Source organism: Methyloferula stellata AR4 (assembly GCF_000385335.1).
Lineage (GTDB): Bacteria > Pseudomonadota > Alphaproteobacteria > Rhizobiales > Beijerinckiaceae > Methyloferula > Methyloferula stellata.
Window position 1 is genome coordinate 709,497 of the sequence record NZ_ARWA01000001.1, and the last position, 20,537, is coordinate 730,033.

Annotated in this window: 21 protein-coding genes; 13 read left to right on the forward strand and 8 right to left on the reverse strand. The window is 59.0% G+C overall.

Going from position 1 to position 20,537, the window contains the following annotated elements; all coding sequences use genetic code 11:
* The first annotated feature begins 171 nt into the window (after positions 1 to 171).
* Complete coding sequence (locus A3OQ_RS0103550) at positions 172 to 975, forward strand: hypothetical protein (RefSeq protein ID WP_020173983.1); 804 nt, start codon at positions 172 to 174, stop codon at positions 973 to 975.
* Positions 976 to 993: 18 nt separating this feature from the next.
* Here the strand turns inward: A3OQ_RS0103550 and A3OQ_RS0103555 are convergent, their stop codons facing one another.
* Positions 994 to 3,054, reverse strand: a complete 2,061-nt coding sequence (locus A3OQ_RS0103555) for a thioredoxin domain-containing protein (protein ID WP_020173984.1) — start codon at positions 3,052 to 3,054, stop codon at positions 994 to 996.
* 77 nt (positions 3,055 to 3,131) lie between these two features.
* Between A3OQ_RS0103555 and mnmE the strand changes: the two genes are divergently transcribed.
* The 5 genes from mnmE to A3OQ_RS0103580 all read left to right on the forward strand — a co-directional run bounded on the left by mnmE (position 3,132) and on the right by A3OQ_RS0103580 (position 9,258).
* Positions 3,132 to 4,598 carry a tRNA uridine-5-carboxymethylaminomethyl(34) synthesis GTPase MnmE gene (mnmE, locus tag A3OQ_RS0103560; protein WP_020173985.1) on the forward strand — a complete coding sequence of 489 codons (1,467 nt, stop codon included), beginning with the start codon at positions 3,132 to 3,134 and terminating at the stop codon, positions 4,596 to 4,598.
* A 200-nt stretch (positions 4,599 to 4,798) separates the two neighbouring features.
* Positions 4,799 to 6,652 carry a tRNA uridine-5-carboxymethylaminomethyl(34) synthesis enzyme MnmG gene (gene mnmG, locus A3OQ_RS0103565; RefSeq protein WP_020173986.1) on the forward strand — a complete coding sequence of 618 codons (1,854 nt, stop codon included), beginning with the start codon at positions 4,799 to 4,801 and terminating at the stop codon, positions 6,650 to 6,652.
* Positions 6,653 to 6,761: 109 nt separating this feature from the next.
* Complete coding sequence (rsmG, locus tag A3OQ_RS0103570) at positions 6,762 to 7,430, forward strand: 16S rRNA (guanine(527)-N(7))-methyltransferase RsmG (protein WP_020173987.1); 669 nt, start codon at positions 6,762 to 6,764, stop codon at positions 7,428 to 7,430.
* Positions 7,431 to 7,471: 41 nt separating this feature from the next.
* On the forward strand, positions 7,472 to 8,293 hold the full coding sequence (locus A3OQ_RS0103575) for a ParA family protein (RefSeq protein ID WP_020173988.1): 822 nt from the start codon (positions 7,472 to 7,474) through the stop codon (positions 8,291 to 8,293).
* An 83-nt stretch (positions 8,294 to 8,376) separates the two neighbouring features.
* Positions 8,377 to 9,258, forward strand: a complete 882-nt coding sequence (locus A3OQ_RS0103580) for a ParB/RepB/Spo0J family partition protein (protein ID WP_020173989.1) — start codon at positions 8,377 to 8,379, stop codon at positions 9,256 to 9,258.
* A gap of 67 nt (positions 9,259 to 9,325) precedes the next feature.
* On the opposite strand, the gene A3OQ_RS0103585 is transcribed toward A3OQ_RS0103580, so the two are convergent.
* Both A3OQ_RS0103585 and A3OQ_RS21250 read right to left on the reverse strand, forming a co-directional pair.
* Positions 9,326 to 9,883, reverse strand: a complete 558-nt coding sequence (locus tag A3OQ_RS0103585) for a sigma-70 family RNA polymerase sigma factor (protein ID WP_040580532.1) — start codon at positions 9,881 to 9,883, stop codon at positions 9,326 to 9,328.
* Between the two features lie 41 nt (positions 9,884 to 9,924).
* Positions 9,925 to 10,245, reverse strand: coding sequence for a NepR family anti-sigma factor (locus tag A3OQ_RS21250; RefSeq protein WP_020173991.1), 321 nt, complete (start codon positions 10,243 to 10,245; stop codon positions 9,925 to 9,927).
* Positions 10,246 to 10,453: 208 nt separating this feature from the next.
* Between A3OQ_RS21250 and A3OQ_RS0103595 the strand changes: the two genes are divergently transcribed.
* A complete protein-coding gene (locus A3OQ_RS0103595; RefSeq protein ID WP_020173992.1) occupies positions 10,454 to 11,278 on the forward strand; it encodes a response regulator in 825 nt (274 codons plus the stop codon).
* Between the two features lie 60 nt (positions 11,279 to 11,338).
* On the opposite strand, the gene A3OQ_RS0103600 is transcribed toward A3OQ_RS0103595, so the two are convergent.
* The 3 genes from A3OQ_RS0103600 to A3OQ_RS24615 are packed head-to-tail and all read right to left on the reverse strand — an operon-like array spanning position 11,339 to position 12,349.
* A complete protein-coding gene (locus tag A3OQ_RS0103600) occupies positions 11,339 to 11,914 on the reverse strand; it encodes a phage holin family protein (protein ID WP_020173993.1) in 576 nt (191 codons plus the stop codon).
* Complete coding sequence (locus A3OQ_RS0103605) at positions 11,911 to 12,225, reverse strand: ElaB/YgaM/YqjD family protein (RefSeq protein WP_020173994.1); 315 nt, start codon at positions 12,223 to 12,225, stop codon at positions 11,911 to 11,913. Before A3OQ_RS0103605 ends, A3OQ_RS0103600 begins: the two co-directional genes overlap by 4 nt.
* Entirely contained in the window at positions 12,209 to 12,349 is a 141-nt protein-coding gene (locus A3OQ_RS24615) for a hypothetical protein (RefSeq protein WP_020173995.1), read from the reverse strand. The genes A3OQ_RS0103605 and A3OQ_RS24615 overlap by 17 nt, the downstream gene beginning before the upstream one ends.
* Positions 12,350 to 12,993: 644 nt before the next feature.
* Between A3OQ_RS24615 and A3OQ_RS0103615 the strand changes: the two genes are divergently transcribed.
* Positions 12,994 to 13,275, forward strand: a complete 282-nt coding sequence (locus tag A3OQ_RS0103615; RefSeq protein ID WP_040579858.1) for a con-10 family general stress protein — start codon at positions 12,994 to 12,996, stop codon at positions 13,273 to 13,275.
* A gap of 72 nt (positions 13,276 to 13,347) precedes the next feature.
* Here A3OQ_RS0103615 and A3OQ_RS0103620 read toward each other — a convergent pair whose 3' ends face one another.
* Together A3OQ_RS0103620 and A3OQ_RS0103625 are read right to left on the reverse strand one after the other, a co-directional pair.
* The gene (locus A3OQ_RS0103620) at positions 13,348 to 13,581 is read right to left on the reverse strand and encodes a con-10 family general stress protein (protein WP_040580533.1); all 234 of its coding nucleotides are present in this window, start codon (positions 13,579 to 13,581) and stop codon (positions 13,348 to 13,350) included.
* Positions 13,582 to 13,704: 123 nt separating this feature from the next.
* Positions 13,705 to 14,616, reverse strand: a complete 912-nt coding sequence (locus tag A3OQ_RS0103625; RefSeq protein ID WP_020173998.1) for a class I SAM-dependent methyltransferase — start codon at positions 14,614 to 14,616, stop codon at positions 13,705 to 13,707.
* Between the two features lie 183 nt (positions 14,617 to 14,799).
* On the opposite strand from A3OQ_RS0103625, the gene A3OQ_RS0103630 reads away from it, so the two are divergent.
* The 5 genes from A3OQ_RS0103630 (at position 14,800) to A3OQ_RS0103655 (ending at position 20,376) form a co-directional block, all read left to right on the forward strand.
* Positions 14,800 to 15,495 carry a 50S ribosomal protein L25/general stress protein Ctc gene (locus tag A3OQ_RS0103630; RefSeq protein ID WP_020173999.1) on the forward strand — a complete coding sequence of 232 codons (696 nt, stop codon included), beginning with the start codon at positions 14,800 to 14,802 and terminating at the stop codon, positions 15,493 to 15,495.
* A 210-nt stretch (positions 15,496 to 15,705) separates the two neighbouring features.
* Positions 15,706 to 16,302: an aminoacyl-tRNA hydrolase gene (gene pth / locus A3OQ_RS0103640; RefSeq protein ID WP_020174001.1), complete on the forward strand. Its 597-nt coding sequence runs from the start codon at positions 15,706 to 15,708 to the stop codon at positions 16,300 to 16,302.
* Between the two features lie 122 nt (positions 16,303 to 16,424).
* Positions 16,425 to 17,522 carry a redox-regulated ATPase YchF gene (gene ychF, locus A3OQ_RS0103645; protein WP_020174002.1) on the forward strand — a complete coding sequence of 366 codons (1,098 nt, stop codon included), beginning with the start codon at positions 16,425 to 16,427 and terminating at the stop codon, positions 17,520 to 17,522.
* 170 nt (positions 17,523 to 17,692) lie between these two features.
* Positions 17,693 to 19,945 carry a methyl-accepting chemotaxis protein gene (locus A3OQ_RS23920; RefSeq protein ID WP_020174003.1) on the forward strand — a complete coding sequence of 751 codons (2,253 nt, stop codon included), beginning with the start codon at positions 17,693 to 17,695 and terminating at the stop codon, positions 19,943 to 19,945.
* Between the two features lie 221 nt (positions 19,946 to 20,166).
* Entirely contained in the window at positions 20,167 to 20,376 is a 210-nt protein-coding gene (locus A3OQ_RS0103655) for a cold-shock protein (RefSeq protein ID WP_020174004.1), read from the forward strand.
* Positions 20,377 to 20,537: the final 161 nt, after the last annotated feature.

Here is a 20,537-nt window from a genome sequence, read left to right on the forward strand (position 1 = left end):
AACCTGTTCGCCAAACTCGCCGCCAAGAAATGAATGGCAGCGTGTGACGTATTTCTAAGCTTAGGTATTACAATTTTTATGTGGTGTCTGGGGATATCGTCAAATACGTCGGATGAACCGTCTGCAGCGGATCCAAGATTATAAGAGATCCAAACTGATTCGGCTCAAGACATGACGCGAATTTTAGAGCTTCATTCGTTTATCCAGAACAGTGCTGTTCGAATGGGCAGGCTAATAATTCCTGCGAGATTAATCGAAGCGACACTACATCGGTATGTCAAAGCCCTTGTTTGTCAAACTGGCAGCGCAGAGTTTCCTTACTCGCTACGCGGTGCGATGGCGATGTTGAAATTCGGAGGTCGTTATTTTGCGATTTTTTGTAGGCATCAAATTGCTGATTTGAGCCCCGGGGACGTGAGTTGGCTCCCCCAGACTGCTGGAGGCGCCGTTTATATTGGAGGTGGTACGTTTTGCGATATTTCGCCTGATACTTCTAACGAAGATGAGGAGTTTACGGACGTATGTGGAATTGAGTTTCAGCCCAATAGATACACGATTGAGAACTTGGACTCCGAGTTTTTTGAGATAGTCCCTGATGATTGTTGGCCCTCAAACTCGCTGGGGTATTTTATAGTTTTTGGTATGCCTTCCTGTCTTCAGAGGGTTGAGATTTCTGAAATAGATTCAAAAATGGCGGGAATTAATTTTCGCACTCTCGTCGTCGGTGCTCGCTATCTTAGGAAAAGTCATGCTCGGTGGGTGCATCAAGCGGAGATGCTTCGAAAGGATACTTTCGAAGCGGACGGGATGAGTGGAGGAGCAGTGTTTCACATTGGTAGAGATACTTGCGGGTATTTTGTGGGACTTGCCGGAATAGTTATGCGGGGAAGCGCGTCCTCCGCCAATTTCCATTTTATTGACATGGGCTTTCTTCATCAGTTTTGGGAAACCGAAAGTTTGGCAATCAATCGATAAATTGAATCCTAATCGTAATCATCCCGCCAGACTCGCCTCCAGCGCCGCCACATCATGCACCGGCAAGGAGCACGCACCGCCCGAGCAAACGAAAGCCGCCGCATCGCCGGCTTTATCGGCCTGCGCTTTGGCGGGATGGCCGTCGGGCAGTTCGTCCGGCTTGTCGAGATCCATCACGATGCGCTCGAAGAAGGGTGAGGCTAGCGCCGCCTCGTAAAGCGGCTCGCGTTTCGGTCCGGCAGTGACGATTTCCTTCACCCGCAGGCGCAGATCGAAGGCATTCAAGATCCCCGAATGGCCGACGAAACTGGTCCGCACGGAAGGTGTCACGGCGGTGAAAAGATCATCCGCGCGCTTCAGCCATTTGTCGTCGCCGGTGAGGCCTGCGAGCCGGATGAGCGCGGTGAGAAAGACAGGATGCGCGTTCGGAATGGCATCGTCCGACGTCGGCGCGAGGCGCATGATCACATCGCTCTGGTCGGAAGCCGCCATGGCCAGAAGACCGGTCTCGGGATCGACGTGATAGCTATACATGGCTTCGGCCCAGTCGATCGCGTCGGCGAGATAATCGCGCGTGAGTATCGATTCGAGGCCGGGGAAATGCCGTACTTCATGCAGGGCAAGCGCGGCGCGCGTCATGGCCGCATGATCGAGTGCCATGGCGGGCGTGACAAGGACGCCGTCGCGCCAGGCATGCGCGAGCCGCTTCTTGCCCATGCCATCGGTGAAATGCAGCGTCGAGACGATAAAACTATAGGCCTTGGCCGCGAGCTTGATCCAGTCCGGCTCGTTGAAGATTGTCGCGGCATTGACGAGCGATGAGATCATCAGCCCGTTCCAATCGGCCATGATCTTGTCGTCGAGACCCGGATGCACGCGTTTGTCGCGCACGTCGAAAAGCTTCTGCCGCATCGGTGCGAGACGCGCCTCTTCTTCCTCGGTCGGACGCGCTTTGATCTCGAGACGATTGAGGATCGTCACCATCTTGCCGTGCTTTTCCTCGGCCCAATTGCCGATGCGCGCGGCGTTGTAAAACTTGCCGAAAAAGACTGTGTCTTCGAGACCGAGAATCGAGACGAGTTCATCCCAGGTCCAGACGTAATATTTGCCTTCCTCACCTTCGCTGTCGGCATCCTGCGCCGAGCAGAAGCCGCCTTCGCTGCCTGTCATTTCGCGTGCGAGCCAGCCGACCGTTTCATAAGCGCGCGTCTTGAAGAGATCGTCGTTGAATTCGCGCCAGGCGAGCGCGATGAGTTCCAAAAGCTGCGCATTGTCGTAGAGCATTTTTTCGAAATGCGGCACGAGCCAGCGCTCATCCGTCGAATAGCGCGCGAAGCCGCCGCCGAGATGATCGTAGATGCCGCCTTCCGACATGCGGTCGAGCGTGTGTCGCACGATATCGCGATAGGGGCTTTTGCCGAGCCGCGATCCGGCCCGCCACAGAAATTCGAAGATGGGCGTATTCGGGAACTTCGGCGCACCGCGTAAGCCGCCATCGACCTGATCGACGAAATTCAGCATTTGCGGTGCGAGATTGTTCAATTGCTCCATGGTGAGCGGCCCGCCCTCTTTCGTGTGGGCCTTGCTCAAACCATCGCGGACGGCCTTGGTATTGGTTGCGATGCGGTCCGGCGTCTTGCGAAACGCATCCTCGACCGTCCTCAACACGGTGACGAAGGCGGGCCTGCCATATTGCTCGACCTTGGGAAAATAAGTGCCGCCCCAAAAGGGCTCGCCTTGCGGCGTCAAAAACATCGTGAGCGGCCAGCCGCCGCGCTCGCCGAAAGCCTGGAGGGACTGCATATAGATATGGTCGATGTCGGGCCGTTCTTCGCGATCGACCTTGATGTTCACGAAGAGCGCGTTCATCACCGCGGCCGTTTCCGGGTCCTCGAAGCTTTCATGCGCCATGACATGGCACCAATGGCAGGCGGCATAGCCGACCGAGAGAAGAATCGGTTTGTTTTGCTCTTGCGCCGCCTTGAGCGTCTCTTGCGACCACATCCGCCAGTGAACCGGATTATGCGCATGCTGGAGAAGATAGGGGCTTGCGGCCTTGCTCAATTCATTGCCTGACATATTCGGTCGTCCCAACTGGCTGATCGGCGGATTTCAAATTTCTGAGGCAAATAGGAAGCCATGAGCGCCCGCGTCAAATGACAGAGGATACGATCTTTGCCTTTGCGTCTGGGGCCGGACGGGCGGCGATCGGCGTTTTCCGCCTGTCGGGGCCGAAGGTTAGGGACATCGTCGAGGCGATGACCGCTCCCGGTAGCCCTCATGGTGAGGGTATTGTTGCATTGCAGCCGCGTTATGCGCAGCTGGTGAAGTTCATCGACCCGCGGTCAAAAGATATTATAGATCAAGGGCTTGTGCTCTGGTTTCCGAGCCCGGCAAGCTTTACGGGGGAAGACGCCGCCGAGTTTCATATTCATGGCGGTCCGGCCGTGCAGGCCGCATTTGTGCAAGCCTTTGGGAAGATGGAAGGTTTACGCCCAGCAGTGCCGGGTGAATTCACCCGCCGGGCGTTCTTGAACGGTAAACTCGATCTGTCCGCCGCCGAGGGCCTGGCCGATCTGATCGACGCCGAAACCGAGGCGCAAAGACGCCAAGCGGTCCGGCTAATGTCGGGGCGGTTGCGTGGCCAAGTCTCGCGGTGGCGTGCGGTGCTTCTTGAGGCGGCGGCTTTGATCGAAGGCGAAATCGATTTTTCCGACGAGGCTGATGTGCCAAAAGCGGTTGCCGGGCGCTTGCGCGATCTTCTGATGCCGCTGCGCGCGGATTTGACGAAAGAGCTCTCGGCCCGCGCGGCCGAACGTATTCGCGACGGACTGACCATCGTGATCGCGGGTCCGCCCAATGCGGGAAAATCGACGCTTATGAATGCGCTCGCGCGCCGCGATGTGGCGATCGTCTCCGAACATGCGGGTACGACGCGCGATACGATCGAGGTCCATCTGGATATCGAGGGGCTGCCAATCACGCTGATCGATACAGCAGGCCTGCGCGAAAGCGCCGACCCTGTGGAGCAAATCGGCATGTCCCGCGCACGGGAACGGTCCAAAGATGCCGATCTCGTTCTTTGGCTGAGCGAGGCTGAGGCCCCCATCGCGCCCGATCCGGCTCTATTGAAAACACAGGTCTGGCCCGTTTTCACTAAGGCCGATCTTGCTCAAAGGGGTTCGGCCCCTGACCCTCATCCTGAGGAGCGAGCGAAGCTCGCGTCTCGAAGGATGGAGAAGCCTCGCCCCTCGCCCTTCGAGCCGGCTGCTGCGCAGCCTCCTCAGGGTGAGAGGCTTTCATCCATCGAGGCTGACATGGGTCTGTCGATTTCGGCGGCAACCGGCGAAGGCGTGGATCAGCTTGTTGAGAAGCTTGGCGCTTTCGCTATAAGCGCAACCTTCAATGGCGAAGCTGGGCTCATCACCCGCGAGCGGCATAGGCAGGCCTTTGGCGCTGCCGCATCGGCCCTGGAGCGGATTCTTGCTGATCTTAACCGTCCAATCGAATTTCTGGCTGAGGATTTGCGCCTTGCGACCCGCGCGCTCGAAAGCCTTGTCGGCGGGGTAGACGTCGAAGATGTTTTGGGCGAAATCTTCTCCCGCTTCTGCGTCGGGAAATGATTTGAGCTGTTTCACGTGAAACAGCGAGAGCCCAGTGGATCAACTGCCCCTCATCCTGAGGAGCGGCCCGAAACGGGCCGCATCTCGTAGGACGAGGGCGGCAAATAATGCGATACAGCTGAAAATCCCCGATCCTTCGAGACGCCGCTTTCAGCGGCTCCTCGGGATGAGGATTTTCAGGCGATGGCCCCGGAGTTGGAATGGCCTTATCTTTTGATGTCGTCATTGTGGGTGGCGGGCACGCCGGCTGTGAGGCCGCGGCGGCCTCTGCGCGCATGGGCGCCCGCACGGCGTTGGTCACACAAAGCCTCGCGACGATCGGCGCCATGTCCTGCAATCCTGCCATCGGCGGTTTGGGCAAGGGTCATCTCGTCCGCGAGATCGATGCGCTCGACGGACTCATGGGCCGCGTCGCCGATGCGGCCGGGATTCAATTTCGCGTCTTGAACCGGACCAAGGGCCCTGCCGTGCGCGGGCCGCGCGCGCAGGCCGACCGGCGGCTTTATGCGCAGGCCATGCAGGCAGCGCTCGCAGAGACGCCCAATCTTTCGCTGATCGAAGGCGAGGCCGCCGATCTGCGGCTGAAGGACGGCCGCATCGCGGGGCTTGCCCTGATTGACGGGAGCGAGATCATCTGCGGCGCGCTGGTGCTCACGACCGGCACATTTCTGCGCGGCCTGATCCATATTGGCGATAAGCGCATCCCCGCCGGCCGCGTCGGGGAAAATCCGGCAAACAGGCTCTCCGAAAGTCTGCTCGCGCAGGGTTTCGTGCTCGGCCGCCTCAAGACCGGAACGCCGCCGCGCCTCGATGGCCGGACCATCGATTGGACGGTTCTCGAGCGCCAGTCGGGTGACCCGGAGCCGGAGCCCTTCTCCTTTCTGACGGAGACGATCGACACGCCACAGGTCGATTGCTTCATCACCCAGACGACCGAGGCAGGCCATCAGATCATCCGTGACAATATTGGTAAGTCGGCCGTCTATTCCGGCGCGATCTCAGGGCGCGGCCCGCGTTATTGCCCGTCGATCGAAGACAAGGTGGTGCGCTTCGCCGAGCGCGGCTCGCATCAAATCTTTCTGGAGCCGGAAGGGCTCGACGATCCGACCATCTATCCGAACGGGATTTCGACCTCGCTGCCGGAAGAGGTGCAAGACGCCTTTTTGCGCACTATTCCGGGCCTCGCCGAGGTGAAGATCCTGCGGGCGGGCTATGCGATTGAATATGACTATATCGATCCGCGCGCGCTGAAGCCGAGCCTGGAGACGAAGCAGGTTGCGGGGCTTTTCCTCGCCGGGCAGATCAATGGCACGACGGGTTACGAAGAGGCCGGCGCGCAAGGCCTGCTCGCGGGTCTCAATGCGGCGGCGCAGGCTGGCGGCGGGGTGCCAATCTCATTCGACCGGTCGGAGGCTTATCTCGGCGTCATGGTCGATGATCTCGTGACGCGCGGCGTCACGGAGCCCTATCGGATGTTCACCTCGCGCGCCGAATATCGCCTGACGCTGCGGGCTGACAATGCGGATCAGAGGCTGACGGCGAAGGGCCAGATGATCGGTTGTATCGGCGCCGTGCGCGCCCGCGCTTTCGAGGCTAAGAGTGCCATGCTCGATGCCGCCCGCAAGCAGCTCGACGGGTTGAGCCTCAGTCCGAACGAGGCGGCGCGGCAGGGGTTGCGCCTCAATCAGGATGGCATCCGCCGTACCGCTTTCGAGCTTCTGTCCTTTCCGGACATTGATGCGCAAGCCCTGCAAAGGGTTTGGCCGGAGCTTGGCGCGATCGATGCCAAGACCATGGTGCAGATCGAGATCGACGCGAAATACGCAGTCTATCTCGACCGCCAGGCGGAGGATATCGCGGCCTTCCGGCGCGACGAGAGTCTCGCGATCCCGATGGATCTCGATTACCGCCGCCTGCCCGGCCTCTCGAACGAAGTGCGGGCGCGGCTCGAAGCCGTGCGGCCGGGGACCATGGGCCAAGCCGGCCGGATAGAGGGCATTACGCCGGCGGCTTTGACGCTGCTGGCTTCGCAGGTCCGGCGCATCGTACCATAGATTTCCGCCTCATCCTGAGGAGGCGGCGGAGCCGCCGTCTCGAAGGACGAGGCGTGGCCCATGCTTCGAGACGCGCCTCCGGCGCTCCTCAGCATGAGGGAGTTCTTTTGTGAAAAAGCCCGTAGCGGTCCAGACATCATCGAAAGACGGGGCGGCCGAAGGCCCGGAAGCTTTGCGAAGTTTCGATCTGCTGCCGGATACGATCGCGCGCCTCGAAATTTACGCAGCGCTTTTGCGCAAATGGCAGCGGACCATCAATCTCGTCGCGCCATCGACTCTCGACCACATCTGGACGCGTCATTTCGCGGATTCGCTGCAGGTTTTCGAAGCCGTTCCAGGTGCGAAACTTTGGATGGATCTCGGCTCCGGCGCCGGCTTTCCGGGGCTTGTCATCGCGATCCGCTTGGCCGATGTGCCGGGCGCCAAAATCCACCTCGTTGAAAGCGACCAGCGCAAATGCGCGTTTCTCCGCGATGTTTCACGTGAAACAGGCGCTCCGGTCGAAATCCACAGGGAACGCATCGAGGCTTTGCTTTCGGATTTCGCAGAACCCATCGAAGCCGTGACGGCGCGCGCCTTGGCGCCGTTGCCGCAACTCGTGCTTTATGCGGAAAAGCTTTTGGAAAAAGGCGCGATCGGGGTCTTTCCGCAGGGTGAAAAGGCCTCCGGCGAATTGACCGACTCGCGTCTCAACGATAGATTCGAGCTCAATGAAAGGCCCAGTTTGGTGTCGCCTGGGTCTTGGCTCGCGATCGTTCGAGTGAAAACAAGACCTTAGAGCGTGATCGCTTTTAGTTGCGCCGAACCCGAGGATCGAACGTGTCTCTGTCGCCCGCGCTGCGCATCCTTGTTCTCGCCAATCAGAAGGGCGGCGTCGGCAAAACGACGACCGCGATCAATCTCGGCACGGCTTTGGCCGCCATCGGCGAACGCGTCCTCATTATCGATCTCGATCCGCAAGGCAATGCCTCGACGGGCCTTGGCATCAACCGGCGCGACCGCAGGCTTTCGACTTATGATGTGATGCTGGGCGAGGAAACGCTCGATGCTGTCACCCTGGCGACGGCAGTGCCGCGGCTTTTCATTGCACCTTCGACTTTGGATCTTCTCGGCGTCGAAATGGAAATCGCCTCGCAGAAGGACCGTTCTTTCCGGCTGAAGGCGGCGATCCAGCGCCTGGAAGAGGGTCAGCGCGAGCGGCCGGAAGCCGAACGCCTGACCTATGTGCTGATCGATTGTCCGCCCTCGCTCAATCTACTCACGATCAATGCTCTGGCGGCGAGCCAAAGCGTTCTCGTGCCGCTGCAATGCGAATTCTTCGCGCTTGAAGGTTTGTCGCAGCTTCTCTCGACCGTCGAGCAGGTTAGGTCGACGCTGAATCAAGCTTTAACGATCCATGGGATCGTTTTGACCATGTTCGATCCAAGAAACAACCTTGCCAATCAGGTCGAGGCGGATGTCCGAAGCTTCATGGGCGAGAAAGTCTACCAGACAATTATACCGCGTAATGTCCGGATCTCGGAGGCGCCGTCCCATGGCAAGCCGGTGCTGCTCTATGATTTGAAATGCAGCGGCAGCCAAGCCTATCTGAAATTGGCGTCCGAAGTGATCCAGCGTGAGAGGCTCCTGCGCGCCGCATGAGACTCTACACAAATGGCTGGGGCCCCGAGCCCGGCCGAATCCACAACTCATCAACAACGGATAAATCAATGAAACCCTCGGCCATGGCAGATGAAACGCGTCCCCGGCTCGGTCGTGGATTAGCCGCTTTGATCGGCGAATCCGGCGAGGAGGCGGGCGCCGTCCAGCGCGCGCGCGGCCAAAAGAAAATTCCGATCGAGTTTTTGCGGCCCAATCCGCGCAATCCGCGCCATCAATTCGATGAAGGCGAATTGCAGGAATTGGCAGATTCGATCGCGGTCAAAGGGATCATTCAGCCGATCCTCGCGCGCACCGTGCCGGGCGTCGCGGATGCTTATGAAATCATCGCGGGCGAGAGACGTTGGCGCGCGGCGCAGCGCGCAGGCCTGCATGAGGTGCCGATCCTCACCATCGAGGCCGACGACAAGCAGGCGCTCGAAATTGCCATTATCGAAAATGTGCAGCGCGCCGATCTCAATGCGCTCGACGAAGCCCTGGGCTATGAGCGGCTCGGCAGTGAATTCAATTATTCGCAAGGCGATCTCGCCAAGGTCATCGGCAAGAGCCGTAGCCATGTCGCCAATATGCTGCGGCTTTTGAAACTGCCCGAAAAGACGAAAGCGTTTTTAGCGGAAGGCAAGCTCTCTGCCGGTCATGCGCGTGCGCTTTTGGCGATCGCCGATCCCGATGCTTTGGCCGAAAAAATTTCGAGCCAAGGTCTGTCGGTGCGCGATGTCGAACGCATCGGGCAAAAGGAAGCGCAGCACGCCGAGCCGGCGCGCGGCGAGAAGCCAGCGGCGAAAGAAAAAGATGCCGACACGCGGGCGCTTGAAAAAAGCCTGTCCGATGATCTCGGATTGTTTGTCGCGATCAGCCACAAAGGCGAGAAGGGCGAAGTGCGGATCCGCTTCAATTCGCTCGATCAGCTCGAGGCGCTCTGCGCAAAACTAAAGGCCGGCGGGTAGCGTTCATCCATTCGTGGATGGCCGTGACAAGCACGGCCATGACGAAACGCATCGCTGATGGCTTGGGTCAGTCGCTGCCGGCTTGCGAATAGCGCTGGCTCAAAAGCGCCGACTCGACCGATGACCAATCTTCCTGCTGACCGAGCTCGCTGCTCGAATGAATCGACAGAAGTTCGGAGAGACGATTGCGGGCGCGATTGACGCGGCTTTTCATCGTGCCAACGGCGCAGCCGCAAATCTGCGCGGCTTCTTCGTATGAAAGCCCCGAAGCGCCGATCAGGATCAAGGCCTCGCGCTGGTCCGTCGGCAATTGCTGCAAGGCCGCGCGGAAATCCAGAAGATCCATATGCCCGTTTTGCGCAGGAGCCGTAGCCAGTTTGGCTGCGATCGCGCCATCGGAATCGGCAACCTCGCGGCGCCTCTTGCGATATTCCGAATAATAGATGTTGCGCAGGATCGTGAAGAGCCAGGCCGGCAGGTTGGTGCCCTCGACGAAGGAGCCGAGATTGCTCCATGCCTTAACCAGCGTTTCCTGCACAAGATCGTCGGCACGATCTGGATTGCCGCATAGCGAAACCGCGAAAGCACGCAGGTTCGGAATGACGGCGATCAGATCTGCCTTCATCTGCGCGCTGGTCGTGGATGCGGTTTCGGTCTGCACACCAGTCACTTGGGGTCCTTTTCGAGTTCCCTCAAGAGGTCGAGAAAGCGGTCGGGGACGGGTTGAGCCAACACATCGTTGTAAACGCTGCGTAATTGGCGTCCAATTTGTTCTCCGATGGCTTGCTTTTCGGCGGGTTTCTTGGCGCGTACCGATGCCGGAATGCGCGAAAGAGGATCGCCATTGGGCGAATTGTCCTGGCAGACTGCCGCCGCTTCGACTTGTTGATCCCAGTGGGGCTTGGTTTTCAGCGCTGAAGACTGGCCACTTACTGTTCCCGCTTTCGCCACGGAGGCCCCCTTGCTCGCCTTCGTTTTTTCTTCCATCGATCCTCCAAGACCCGTGCAGTTACGCTACGCCCCGCACCGATTTCCCCGGAGCAGAAGAAAAACCAATCATTCAGAAAATTCTAAACAACTGTGCTCAAACGAATTTGTCTGGCGAAAGTTCCAACGAAGGGAACCAATTTCGTTTTGCCGAATTTTCGTGCCAAGCTAAGTACATAGGTCGAACCTCAAGGGGCATATGTAGCCAATGTCGATTTCCCAGGCCATTTCCGCACATATTCCTTATCTACGCCGGTTTTCGCGGGCTCTCACAGGAGATCAAGCGGGCGGAGACGCCTATGTTCTTGCCACGTTAGAAGCCATTGTCGCGGACTCGTCGGCTTTCACTGCGACAGCCGATGTCAGGACGACGCTCTATAACATGTTCCTGAAGGTTTGGGGCTCGGTTTCTCTCAACAATCATACCGACCAGATTGAGTTTTCCAAGGACGAAGAAGGCGCGCGCCGCAGTCTCGAAGCGATCTCGCTGCGGCCGCGGATCGCTTTTCTCCTGAGCTCTCTCGAAGGCTTCGAAACCGAAGAGGTTGCGCGTGCGCTCGACTGCACGCCAGCGGAAGCGACCGCGCTCATCGATACGGCGGGCAAGGAAATCGCCACTCAAATTCGGACCGATGTTTTGATCATCGAAGACGAGCCTTTCATCGCACTCGACCTGCAGACGCTGGTTGAAGAATTGGGTCACAAGGTCGTCAATGTCGCGCGCACGCATCGCGAGGCGGTCGAGGCCGTCAAGGATATCAGGCCGGGGCTCATCCTCGCCGATATTCAGCTTGCCGATGGAAGCTCGGGGCTTGAAGCGGTCAATCAGATCCTCGCCAGTTTTTCCGTGCCGGTCATTTTCATCACGGCTTATCCGGAGCGTTTTCTGACGGGCACGCCGCCGGAACCCGCCTTCCTCATCACCAAGCCTTTTGGTGTCGACAGTCTGAAAGCGGTGATCAGCCAGGCGCTGTTCTTCGATCGGAAATCGCATCGCAAGGACGAACCGGAAGCGCGCGACGCCCTGGTTTGATCCGGCTGAAATCTTGTTCTCGCAAAGAGATAAACCTCCGGGTGTCGGCCCGGAGGTTTTTTATGCGGATTTTTTCTGCGCCCAATCGAAAGGCAGTTTCAGATTGGCCATGCGGCCAATTAAAAATCCGCAGACGATTGCAAATCCGACGAGCGTCAAGGGCGGCAGGGTTTTGGCCAATTCGGCGCCGGCGAGCAGCGCCATTTCTTCGCGCTTCCAGCCGAGGGCGCGCAGAATCTCGACATAGGGCACGATGGCCTCTGCGATCACCGCTGCGCGGTCTTCCTCGTCCCTCGCATTTTCCGGGCTTGCATTTTCTTGACGCTGGCTTTTGACGCCGTCTGTTTTGGCTTCCTTCGATACGTCGCGCGGCTTTTCATTGCCGCCGTAGATAGCGAATAAAAGCGCGCCGACGGCTATGACGAGATAGAGACCGGCGACCGCGAGAGCGGCGATCAGCGGACCTGCGAGCTGATCGATCCAGATGAAGAAGGCCGCAGTCAGAAAGATCGCGGCGACCAGCAAAGCGATGAGGGCAACGAGAAAAAGCGCCGCCTTCATCAGAAGGCGGGCGCCTTTGCGTTGCAACGGGAGAATGATTGACTGCTGGACGAGCCCCCGAAGTCCAAAGTTCATTTGCGCGAGCGGCTCAACAGTCCAATCAGAATGCCGGCGCCGATCGCGACGAAAATGGCGGTCAGAGGATTGCGCTCGATCGTGCTTTCGAGATCCGAGCTGATGGCACCGACGCGGTCCTGGGCGTCGGCGGCCGTATCCGAAATTTTCCGGCGTGTGGAATCGATGGCGCCGAGCATGGAATCGGCGGTGCTCGTTGCTTGCGACCGTACGAGGTCGGTGACCGATTGCGTCAGTTTGGTGATGTCATCACGCAGCGCGGCGAGATCGGCGGTGAAATCTTGTGTGGCTTCTTCAATAGGTTTTGTCATCTGCATGTTCCAACTCCTTGAGCGTGGTGATGAGGATCGAATTGCGGCTGCTTGACAGGTCATGATCTGAAACGTGCGGAAACAAAAACAGAGGGCTGATGGCCACGGCGATTTCCTCTGTCATTCATCCACGCAGATTCGACCTTGCACGTTACAGGATGATGTAGGTGCTATCGGATTGACGGCTTAACGTGGCGCTTGATGCGGAGTTCCTTGAGCCTCGATGCTTCCGGCAAAATCTCATGAGCCGAATTGCGAGAGCCTTTGTTCGATGAAGCAAAGCCCGTCTACAATTGTCCATCACGGCCGGCGGAGCCTTGATTCAAATCACTTGAGCCAAAATCACTTGAGCCAGGGTTGCTTGGGGCCAAAAGCCCAAGCGCAAGATTGAAATTGAAGGCCCGAGGTCAAAACCGAGGAAGTCGCGGCGGTTCCGCTTTGGTGGAGTTCAAGCTCCAGTCGGCCAGACAGAACACAATCCAATTTCTTGGACTAAAATAATAATGCATGAGCTTAGCGGGTCCCACGCAACTCTTTCTGCCATGATCCTAGAGCTGCATATGATCTCTCAAGTCGATCAAGCCATTTATATTCTAAGTATAAATACGTAAATTATCGATCACGAGACCTATTCTAACTGAAAACGGTGGTATTTTACCGGATACATTCTAGATTCGGGCCGGCTTTGCCCTGACTTTAAATCTGGAACCTTCGCTTGACCTTTTCGTTATGCTCCCAGGTAGTTCTCTGCTGAGGCTAGGCATTACAATGGACACGGTCAAAAAGGTCAGATCAAGTCGAGGCTTCGCTTCGATGGATCCTGAAAAGCAGCGCGCGATTGCGCGCAAAGGGGGCGAAAGCGTGCCCCATGAGAAGCGCAGCTTTTCGCAAAATCCCGAGCTGGCGGCGCAAGCCGGTCGCAAGGGAGGGCAAAGCGTCAGCCCGACGAAACGCAGCTTTTCTCAGAATCACACGCTGGCCTCTGAAGCCGGCCGCAAGGGCGGGCACGCGTCGCATGGCGTCGCGCGCAAGGCCGTCGAGGAAGCATAAGCTTCTGAAGCTTGCGTGATGCGCAAATAGCGCCGGTGGCGTTCTATAACGCCGCCGGCCGCATATCTGTGTTTAGACTTCGGTTGGGTGTGGTGTGGTGGCGGCGTCTTCCGAATCCGGTGAGCGGCGGCTCCCATGCGAGGAATGGCCACCTTTGCGGCCGGCTTCCGACGCCAATTGATGGTTCTGCGAAAAACTGCGTTTTTCGTTCGGAACGCTACGTCCGCCTTTGCGGGCGATTTCGCGTTGTTTCTCCGCGTTCATCGACGCAAATCCGCGAGCCGAAGTCTTCCTGTTCTCTACCATTCCGGTCTCCTCATCGACAATCGTCAGGCTAACCGTCAAATCCACAGACGGTTCCCTCACGAGAGTTTGCGGTTGCGAAGAGAGTTCAGGTCCTTGCCTAGGCCATAAGAGAGCGAAATATATCTAGCCCGCCGCAGTCGCCTCGTAGAGCCGGCATCTGGCTGCGAGCACGATCTCGCCCCGGGTTTCATCGTAGGAAAGCTGAAGCGCTGCGGCGAGTTTTTCCCGCACTTTCAGACGCGTCGTTTCGTCGGCGTTGCGCAGCAAGGCGGCGACGGGTCCCGATTCTAGCGCGAGACAAAGCGCATCTTCCAATGCCGATTGGGCGCGATCGCCGGCGTAGGCGGATGCTTGGCCCAAACGAAGCGGTACCTCGACCGATCGCGCGGCGGCATTGGCAAAACCCGCCTCCCCCAAAATGGCTTGGACGCGCTGAGTATCGGCGAAAGCGAAGGGTCCTGGAGCACCATCCGGCAATGGCGGCGGCGGATCGATCAGCTGATGCACGGCTGCGAGCGGCACCTTGATCCAGGGATTGTCGTCGAGCGCCGCCCAGCACAGAATCGCGAGGCGGCCGCCTGGTTTCAGAGCCCGCCTGATATTGGTGAAAGCAACGACGGGATCGGCAAAAAACATGACGCCGAAGCGCGACATCACCAGATCGGCTCGCGGTTCGAAGCGATGCAGCATGGCATCCGAAAGAGACCATTCGATACGCCCCATGCCGGGCTCCGCCGCACGCCATTCAGCCTCACGGGCCTTGGCGCGTTCGAGCATGGGTGCCGAAATATCGATGCCGCGGATATAGCTTTGCGCGCCGCAGGCTTTGGCAACTCTCAGGGTCAGATCGCCGCAGCCGCAGCCTATGTCGAGGATCGATTCGCCTGGCTTTGCCGCCGCTGCCGATAGCAATATGGCGGTGAGAGGTTCGAAGAGCCGGTCGAGACGGGCTTGAAGACGCGTCCAGATCTCGCCGCCGCGTCCGTTCCAAAGTTCGATCTGCGCGGCATTGAGGCTTGCGGTTTCAGGTTCCATGCCGCTCTGCTTAACAAGGTTTTGCGGCGCTGCGGCGGCAGAACCGGCTTCACGCCCGCCGAACCCGCCGTTGCGCCGTGCCCCCGGCCCGTTTATAGAGTGGCCCACCGGTTTCTCCGACACCCCTGGAGGCAAGAACCGGACGGCCGCAGCTGCGGCCATATTCAATCAAAGGACACCACCATGGCTGAGACGAAAATGCTCGCGGCCGCGGTGCGCGACGGGATAGGCAAGGGGGCCGCCCGTAGCGTTCGCCGTGAGGGCCGCATTCCAGGCGTCATATATGGCGGCGGCGATGCCGCCGAACCGATCGCGCTCGATTACCGCGAAGTGAATAAGCTGATCTATGCCGGACATTTCCTCACGACGATTTTCGAAATCGACGTCGATGGCAAGAAACAGCGCGTGATCCCGCGCGACTATCAGCTCGATCCGATCAAGGATCAGCCGCTGCATGTCGATTTTCTGCGGTTGAAGCCGGGCGCCAGCCTGCGCGTGCATGTGCCGCTGCATTACATCAATCAGGAAACCTGCCCCGGCATCAAGAAGGGCGGTACGCTGAACATCGTGCGCCACGATCTCGACATGCGGGTGCCGGCGGACAATATCCCGGATGCGATCATCGCCGATCTTGCAACGCTCGACGTCGCGGAATCGATGCGCATTTCGAGCATTCCCTTGCCGGAAGGCTGCAAGCTGATGTCGGCGGAGCGCGATTTTACGATCGCGACGATCGTGCCGCCTGTGGTTGTAGCGGAAGATCCGGCCGCCGCAGCCGCAGCCGCCGCGAAGGCCAAAGGCGGCAAGGGCGGCAAGGCCCCTCCGAAGGCTGCCGCCGCGCCTGCGGCCGCTGCGAAGCCGGCCGCCAAGAAGAAGTAAGACATGCTCGGCGGGCTCCCTGACCAAAGAGAGCGCGCCGATTCCATTCAAAAACCCTCGTGCTTCGAGACGCAGCTCCAATAGGAGCTGCTCCTCAGCATGAGGGTTTTGATAAAACCAAGCCACTTGCCCCTCACCCTGAGGAGCGCGCAAAGCGCGTCTCGAAGGGCGAGAGTCAAGCGAATGGGCCTAAAAGCCTTAGGCGGCGCCATGCTTCTTTTCGTCGGCCTCGGCAATCCGGGCAGGGCCTATCACATGAACCGGCACAATATCGGTTTCATGGCCGTGGACGCGATTGCCCGCGTTCATAATTTTCCGCCGTTCAAATCGCGTTTTCAGGGCCAGGTCAGCGAGGCGCCGATCAATGGCGAAAAAGTGCTGCTGTTGAAGCCCGAAACCTTCATGAACGACTCTGGCCGGTCGGTCTCCGATGCCACGCATTTTTATAAATTGAGCCCGCGCGAAGTCGTGGTCTTTCACGACGAGCTCGATCTTGCGCCGGGCAAGGTGCGGGTGAAGAAGGGCGGCGGCAATGCCGGCCACAACGGCCTGCGTTCGATCACCGAGCGTTTCAACAACGACTATCGCCGCGTACGCCTCGGCATCGGCCATCCGGGTGACAAAGCCCGCGTGCATGATTATGTGCTCGGCAATTTCCCGCAGGTCGAGCAGTTATGGGTCGAGGCTCTCTGCGGGGCCGTCGCCAAAAATGTCGGCGAGCTTGTCGAAGGCGACGATGCGACATTTCAGAACAAAGTCTATCTCGCCATGGAGAGCGCGGGCTTCACGTCCGAGGGGCTTTTTTAAATTATGAATACGGCGTCATGCGCGAGCTTGACCCGCGCATCCAGGCGCGATGGTCAATCGAAGAGATAGCTGCTTGGATGCCCGGATCAAGTCCGGGCATGACGATCGATCGAGGATGAATTATGGGCTTTAAATGCGGCATCGTCGGTCTGCCCAATGTCGGCAAATCGACCCTCTTCAATGCGCTCACGCAGACGGCTGCGGCGCAAGCGGCGAATTATCCTTTCTGCACGATCGAGCCTAACGTCGGCGACGTCGCCGTGCCGGATTCTCGGCTTGAGACCTTGGCTGAAATCGCCCATTCGAAAGAGATCATCCCGACGCGGCTGACCTTCGTCGACATCGCGGGGCTCGTGCGCGGCGCCTCCAAGGGCGAAGGCCTCGGCAATCAGTTTCTCGCAAACATCCGCGAATGCGATGCGATCGCCCATGTCGTGCGCTGTTTCGAGGATTCCGACATCACCCATGTCGAAGGCAAGATCGCACCCATCAACGACATCGAGACGATCGAGACTGAGCTGATGCTCTCCGATCTCGAAAGCCTGGAGAAACGCGCAAGCGCGCTCGAAAAGAAAGCCAAGGGCGCCGACAAAGAGGCTAAGGAACTCTTGGATCTGATGATGCGCTGTCTCGTGCTGCTGCGCGAGGGCAAGCCGGCGCGTCTTGCCGAAGTGAAGCCGGAGGAGATGAAGACCTTCAAGGGCCTCGGGCTTTTGTCGTCGAAGCCGGTGCTCTACGTCTGCAATGTCGAAGAGTCGGCTGCCGACAAAGGCAATAACTTCTCGGCGGAAGTGCTAAAGCGCGCCGCCGAAGAAGGCGCGGTCGCGGTCATCGTCTCAGCCAAGATCGAAAGCGAGATCGCGGTTCTCCCGCCGGACGAGCAGAAGGAATATCTCGAAGCCGTCGGTCTCGAAGAACCGGGCCTCAATCGCGTCATCCGCGCCGGCTATCAGCTCCTGGGGCTGATCACTTATTTCACCGTTGGTCCGAAAGAGGCCCGCGCCTGGACGATCCCGCAAGGCACCAAGGGCCCGCAGGCAGCGGGTGTCATCCATACGGATTTCGAAAAGGGCTTCATCCGCGCCGAGACGATCGGCTGCGACGATTACATCGCGTTCAAGGGCGAGTCCGGCGCACGCGAGGCGGGCAAATTCCGGCTCGAAGGCAAGGATTATGTCGTCGAGGACGGCGACGTGATGCATTTCCGGTTTGCGAATTAACGCACTAGCCTGTTCGAGTGGGTGCCGACGGCGGATGACAAGGCGGAGACATATTTTCTCCCGCATCCCAGCCTGGGAAACGTCGTCGGCAAATGCAGCGATGTAATTTTTTTTAAGGTTTGTAAGCCACTATCGACTCAAACGAAAACTCATTCGTCTGGGTCATCGCAATGTCATTTTCCGATACGTCTTCATTTGCCCGCGGGTCTGACTCGCTCGAAGTCCGCAGTCCCTTATGGAAACGCCTGGCGGCGATCGGATCGGGCACCGTGTTTCTCGCCTGCGCTGCGATCGGCACTTTGTCTTGGGTCATGCAGTCGAACATGGTCGATCATGCGATCGAGACCGAACTGACCCGAGCTGGAAGTTCGGTCTTCGATGCCCTTGGCGCTCAAAACCGCACGGCGGCCAGCGTCGCGGCAACAATCGCGGGCGAACCGGGTATCGCCGAGTTGGTCGCCGCCGGCGCCCGTGAAGACTTGATACAGCGTTACATCAATGCTCTGCCAATTCTTAAGAACGACGCGAACCTCCAGCTGGTCACCTTCGCCAAGGCGCCGGGTGTCGTTGTCGCGCGTATACAGACCCCTAACGATTTCGGTGACGACCTGACACAGCGCCGTCGAATGATCGTCGAGGCGCTCCGTCAGGGGAAAACCATGGTCGGCATTGAGCCGGCGCGCAGCGGGGCGCTGAGCACTTTCGCGACGGTTCCCCTCATCACTGCCAAGGGGGTTGTCGGTACTGTCGATGTCGGCACGCAATTGACCGATGCTTATTTCGAGCGGGTGAAAAAGACCAATAACGTCGATCTCGCCATCCAGATCGACGCGGATGGTCAGTTCCATACGCAAAATGCGACCTTCGCGGCGAAGACATATCTGACGCCCGAGGAGGCCCGGTCGGCTATCGATGGACACGAGATCCAGAAGATCGTGAACGAGGGCGGCAGAAGCCTCGCGGTCACGGCGCTTCCATTGCCGGATTTTTCCGGCCGCAAAATCGGCCTTCTCGAATTGGTCGACGATGTCTCGGCGATCGTCGGCCGGGGCCGTACGACCCTTCTGGTGACGATTGTAGGCTCCGCGCTGATCGCCGCTCTGTCGCTCGTCTTGTTCGTCATATTCGCCATTTCGCTATCGCGGCCGATCCGCAATCTGACGCTCACGATGCGCCGGCTGGCGTCCGGCGATCTTCAATCGCCGATCGAAGGCCAGGGGCGGCCCGACGAGATTGGCGCCATGGCCGCCGCGGTCCAGGTTTTCAAGGACAATGCCGTGGCCCTGGAACAGGCGACCGCCGATCGCGAACGCATGGAAACGGCTTCCGATACAGACCGGCGCCGCAACGAGGCGGAACGGCAAAGTCTCGCACGCCAGCAGGAAGAGGTTGTGCAGGCTTTAGCCGCGAGCCTCGAACGTCTGTCCGAAGGCGATCTGACCTCCAATATCGATGCGGCTTTCGCGCCTGAATATGAAAAACTCAAGGATGATTTCAACCGCGCTGTTTCGCGGCTGCGCCAGACGATGAAGGTCATCGCCGAAACCACGCAGGGCATCAGATCGGGTACGGGTGAGATCGCTCAGGCCTCCGACGATCTGTCGCGCCGCACCGAACAGCAGGCCGCGAGCCTTGAAGAGACGGCCGCTGCGCTCGATGAAATCACGGCGACTGTCCGGAAATCGGCGGAAGGCGCAAGCCATGCCCGTCAGGTGGTTGGCGCTGCCGATGAGGACGCGAAAAAGAGCGCGGTCGTGGTTCGCGAGGCAGTTCAAGCCATGGAGGGCATCGCCAAATCGGCGCAGCAGATCAGCCAGATCATCGGCGTCATCGACGAAATCGCGTTTCAGACCAATCTGCTCGCCTTGAACGCGGGGGTCGAGGCGGCGCGCGCGGGTGACGCAGGCCGTGGCTTCGCGGTCGTCGCTTCGGAGGTGCGGGCGCTGGCGCAGCGTTCGGCCGAAGCCGCGAAAGAGATCAAGAGCCTGATTTCGACTTCGACCACGCAGGTCGATCATGGCGTCAAGCTCGTCGCCGAGACCGGCAAGGCGCTGGAACGTATCATGACCCAGGTGAACGACATCAATGCTGTCGTCGCCGAGATCGCGACCGGGGCCAGAGAGCAAGCGACCGGCCTTGCCGAGGTCAACACGGCCATCAATCAAATGGATCAGGTGACGCAACAAAATGCGGCGATGGTTGAACAATCGACGGCGGCCAGCCACTCGCTGTCGCAGGAGACCGAACAATTGTCGAGCCTGATCGGCCAATTCCGGGTTGACTCCGGTCAAGGCGCCGAAGCCATGCGCCGCGAATTGCAGAAGGTGGCACCGCATGCGTTTCGACAGCCCGTGCCACGCGGGACCCGCGCCGCGCCGAAGGCGGCCGTGAATGCCGCGGCGGGCGGCTGGGAAGAGTTCTGAGGCGGCCATTCAGGCTGCTTCCAACTCGCGAACTTGACTTTCGCCATCGCCGGGCTCACGATAGCTCATCGAACTAAAGGCTGTACGTTTAAGCCCCCGCGCGCGAAAACACTCAGGTGTCGTGCGCATGCTCAAGACCTTCTCCTCAAATTTCGATTTCACGCCGCACGGTGCCTATGGCGCCTGCGTGGCATTTCTATCTACCTAAAAGGGAGTTCGTCATGAGCACCGGCACAGTTAAGTGGTTCAATACCGAAAAGGGCTATGGCTTCATTCAGAGCGCCGATGGCGGCCCGGACGTTTTCGTCCATGTCAGCGCCGTCGAGCGGGCTGGCATGCGCAGCCTCGTCGAGGGTCAGAAGGTCAGCTTCGAGCTGACGACCGACCGTCGTTCCGGCAAGACCTCGGCCGATCAGCTTCAGGCTGCTTGAAGCAAACCAAATGAATCCGCGTCGGCGACCATGGATGTAATGGCGCTTTGACAAGCGGATCTTCCAAATATTGAAAGGGTCGGGGCTATGCCCTGGCCCTTTTCATTTAAAGCTCAGCCTGTTCCGTTGAGAGTCCTCTACGGCGGGTGCCCACATGCGGC

Excerpts from the sequence above, each read along its gene's own strand:
- mnmG (WP_020173986.1), top strand. The coding sequence starts at position 4,799 with ATGGCCTTATCTTTTGATGTCGTCATTGTGGGTGGCGGGCACGCCGGC.
- A3OQ_RS0103620 (WP_040580533.1), bottom strand. The coding sequence starts at position 13,581 with ATGGTAGAGAACAGGAAGACTTCGGCTCGCGGATTTGCGTCGATGAAC.
- A3OQ_RS0103550 (WP_020173983.1), top strand. The coding sequence starts at position 172 with ATGACGCGAATTTTAGAGCTTCATTCGTTTATCCAGAACAGTGCTGTT.
- mnmE (WP_020173985.1), top strand. The coding sequence starts at position 3,132 with ATGACAGAGGATACGATCTTTGCCTTTGCGTCTGGGGCCGGACGGGCG.
- A3OQ_RS0103615 (WP_040579858.1), top strand. The coding sequence starts at position 12,994 with ATGGACACGGTCAAAAAGGTCAGATCAAGTCGAGGCTTCGCTTCGATG.
- A3OQ_RS0103580 (WP_020173989.1), top strand. The coding sequence starts at position 8,377 with ATGGCAGATGAAACGCGTCCCCGGCTCGGTCGTGGATTAGCCGCTTTG.
- A3OQ_RS0103555 (WP_020173984.1), bottom strand. The coding sequence starts at position 3,054 with ATGTCAGGCAATGAATTGAGCAAGGCCGCAAGCCCCTATCTTCTCCAG.
- A3OQ_RS0103625 (WP_020173998.1), bottom strand. The coding sequence starts at position 14,616 with ATGGAACCTGAAACCGCAAGCCTCAATGCCGCGCAGATCGAACTTTGG.
- A3OQ_RS23920 (WP_020174003.1), top strand. The coding sequence starts at position 17,693 with ATGTCATTTTCCGATACGTCTTCATTTGCCCGCGGGTCTGACTCGCTC.
- A3OQ_RS0103655 (WP_020174004.1), top strand. The coding sequence starts at position 20,167 with ATGAGCACCGGCACAGTTAAGTGGTTCAATACCGAAAAGGGCTATGGC.
- ychF (WP_020174002.1), top strand. The coding sequence starts at position 16,425 with ATGGGCTTTAAATGCGGCATCGTCGGTCTGCCCAATGTCGGCAAATCG.
- pth (WP_020174001.1), top strand. The coding sequence starts at position 15,706 with ATGCTTCTTTTCGTCGGCCTCGGCAATCCGGGCAGGGCCTATCACATG.
- A3OQ_RS0103585 (WP_040580532.1), bottom strand. The coding sequence starts at position 9,883 with ATGAAGGCAGATCTGATCGCCGTCATTCCGAACCTGCGTGCTTTCGCG.
- A3OQ_RS21250 (WP_020173991.1), bottom strand. The coding sequence starts at position 10,245 with ATGGAAGAAAAAACGAAGGCGAGCAAGGGGGCCTCCGTGGCGAAAGCG.
- A3OQ_RS24615 (WP_020173995.1), bottom strand. The coding sequence starts at position 12,349 with ATGACAGAGGAAATCGCCGTGGCCATCAGCCCTCTGTTTTTGTTTCCG.
- A3OQ_RS0103600 (WP_020173993.1), bottom strand. The coding sequence starts at position 11,914 with ATGAACTTTGGACTTCGGGGGCTCGTCCAGCAGTCAATCATTCTCCCG.
- A3OQ_RS0103595 (WP_020173992.1), top strand. The coding sequence starts at position 10,454 with ATGTCGATTTCCCAGGCCATTTCCGCACATATTCCTTATCTACGCCGG.
- A3OQ_RS0103605 (WP_020173994.1), bottom strand. The coding sequence starts at position 12,225 with ATGACAAAACCTATTGAAGAAGCCACACAAGATTTCACCGCCGATCTC.
- A3OQ_RS0103630 (WP_020173999.1), top strand. The coding sequence starts at position 14,800 with ATGGCTGAGACGAAAATGCTCGCGGCCGCGGTGCGCGACGGGATAGGC.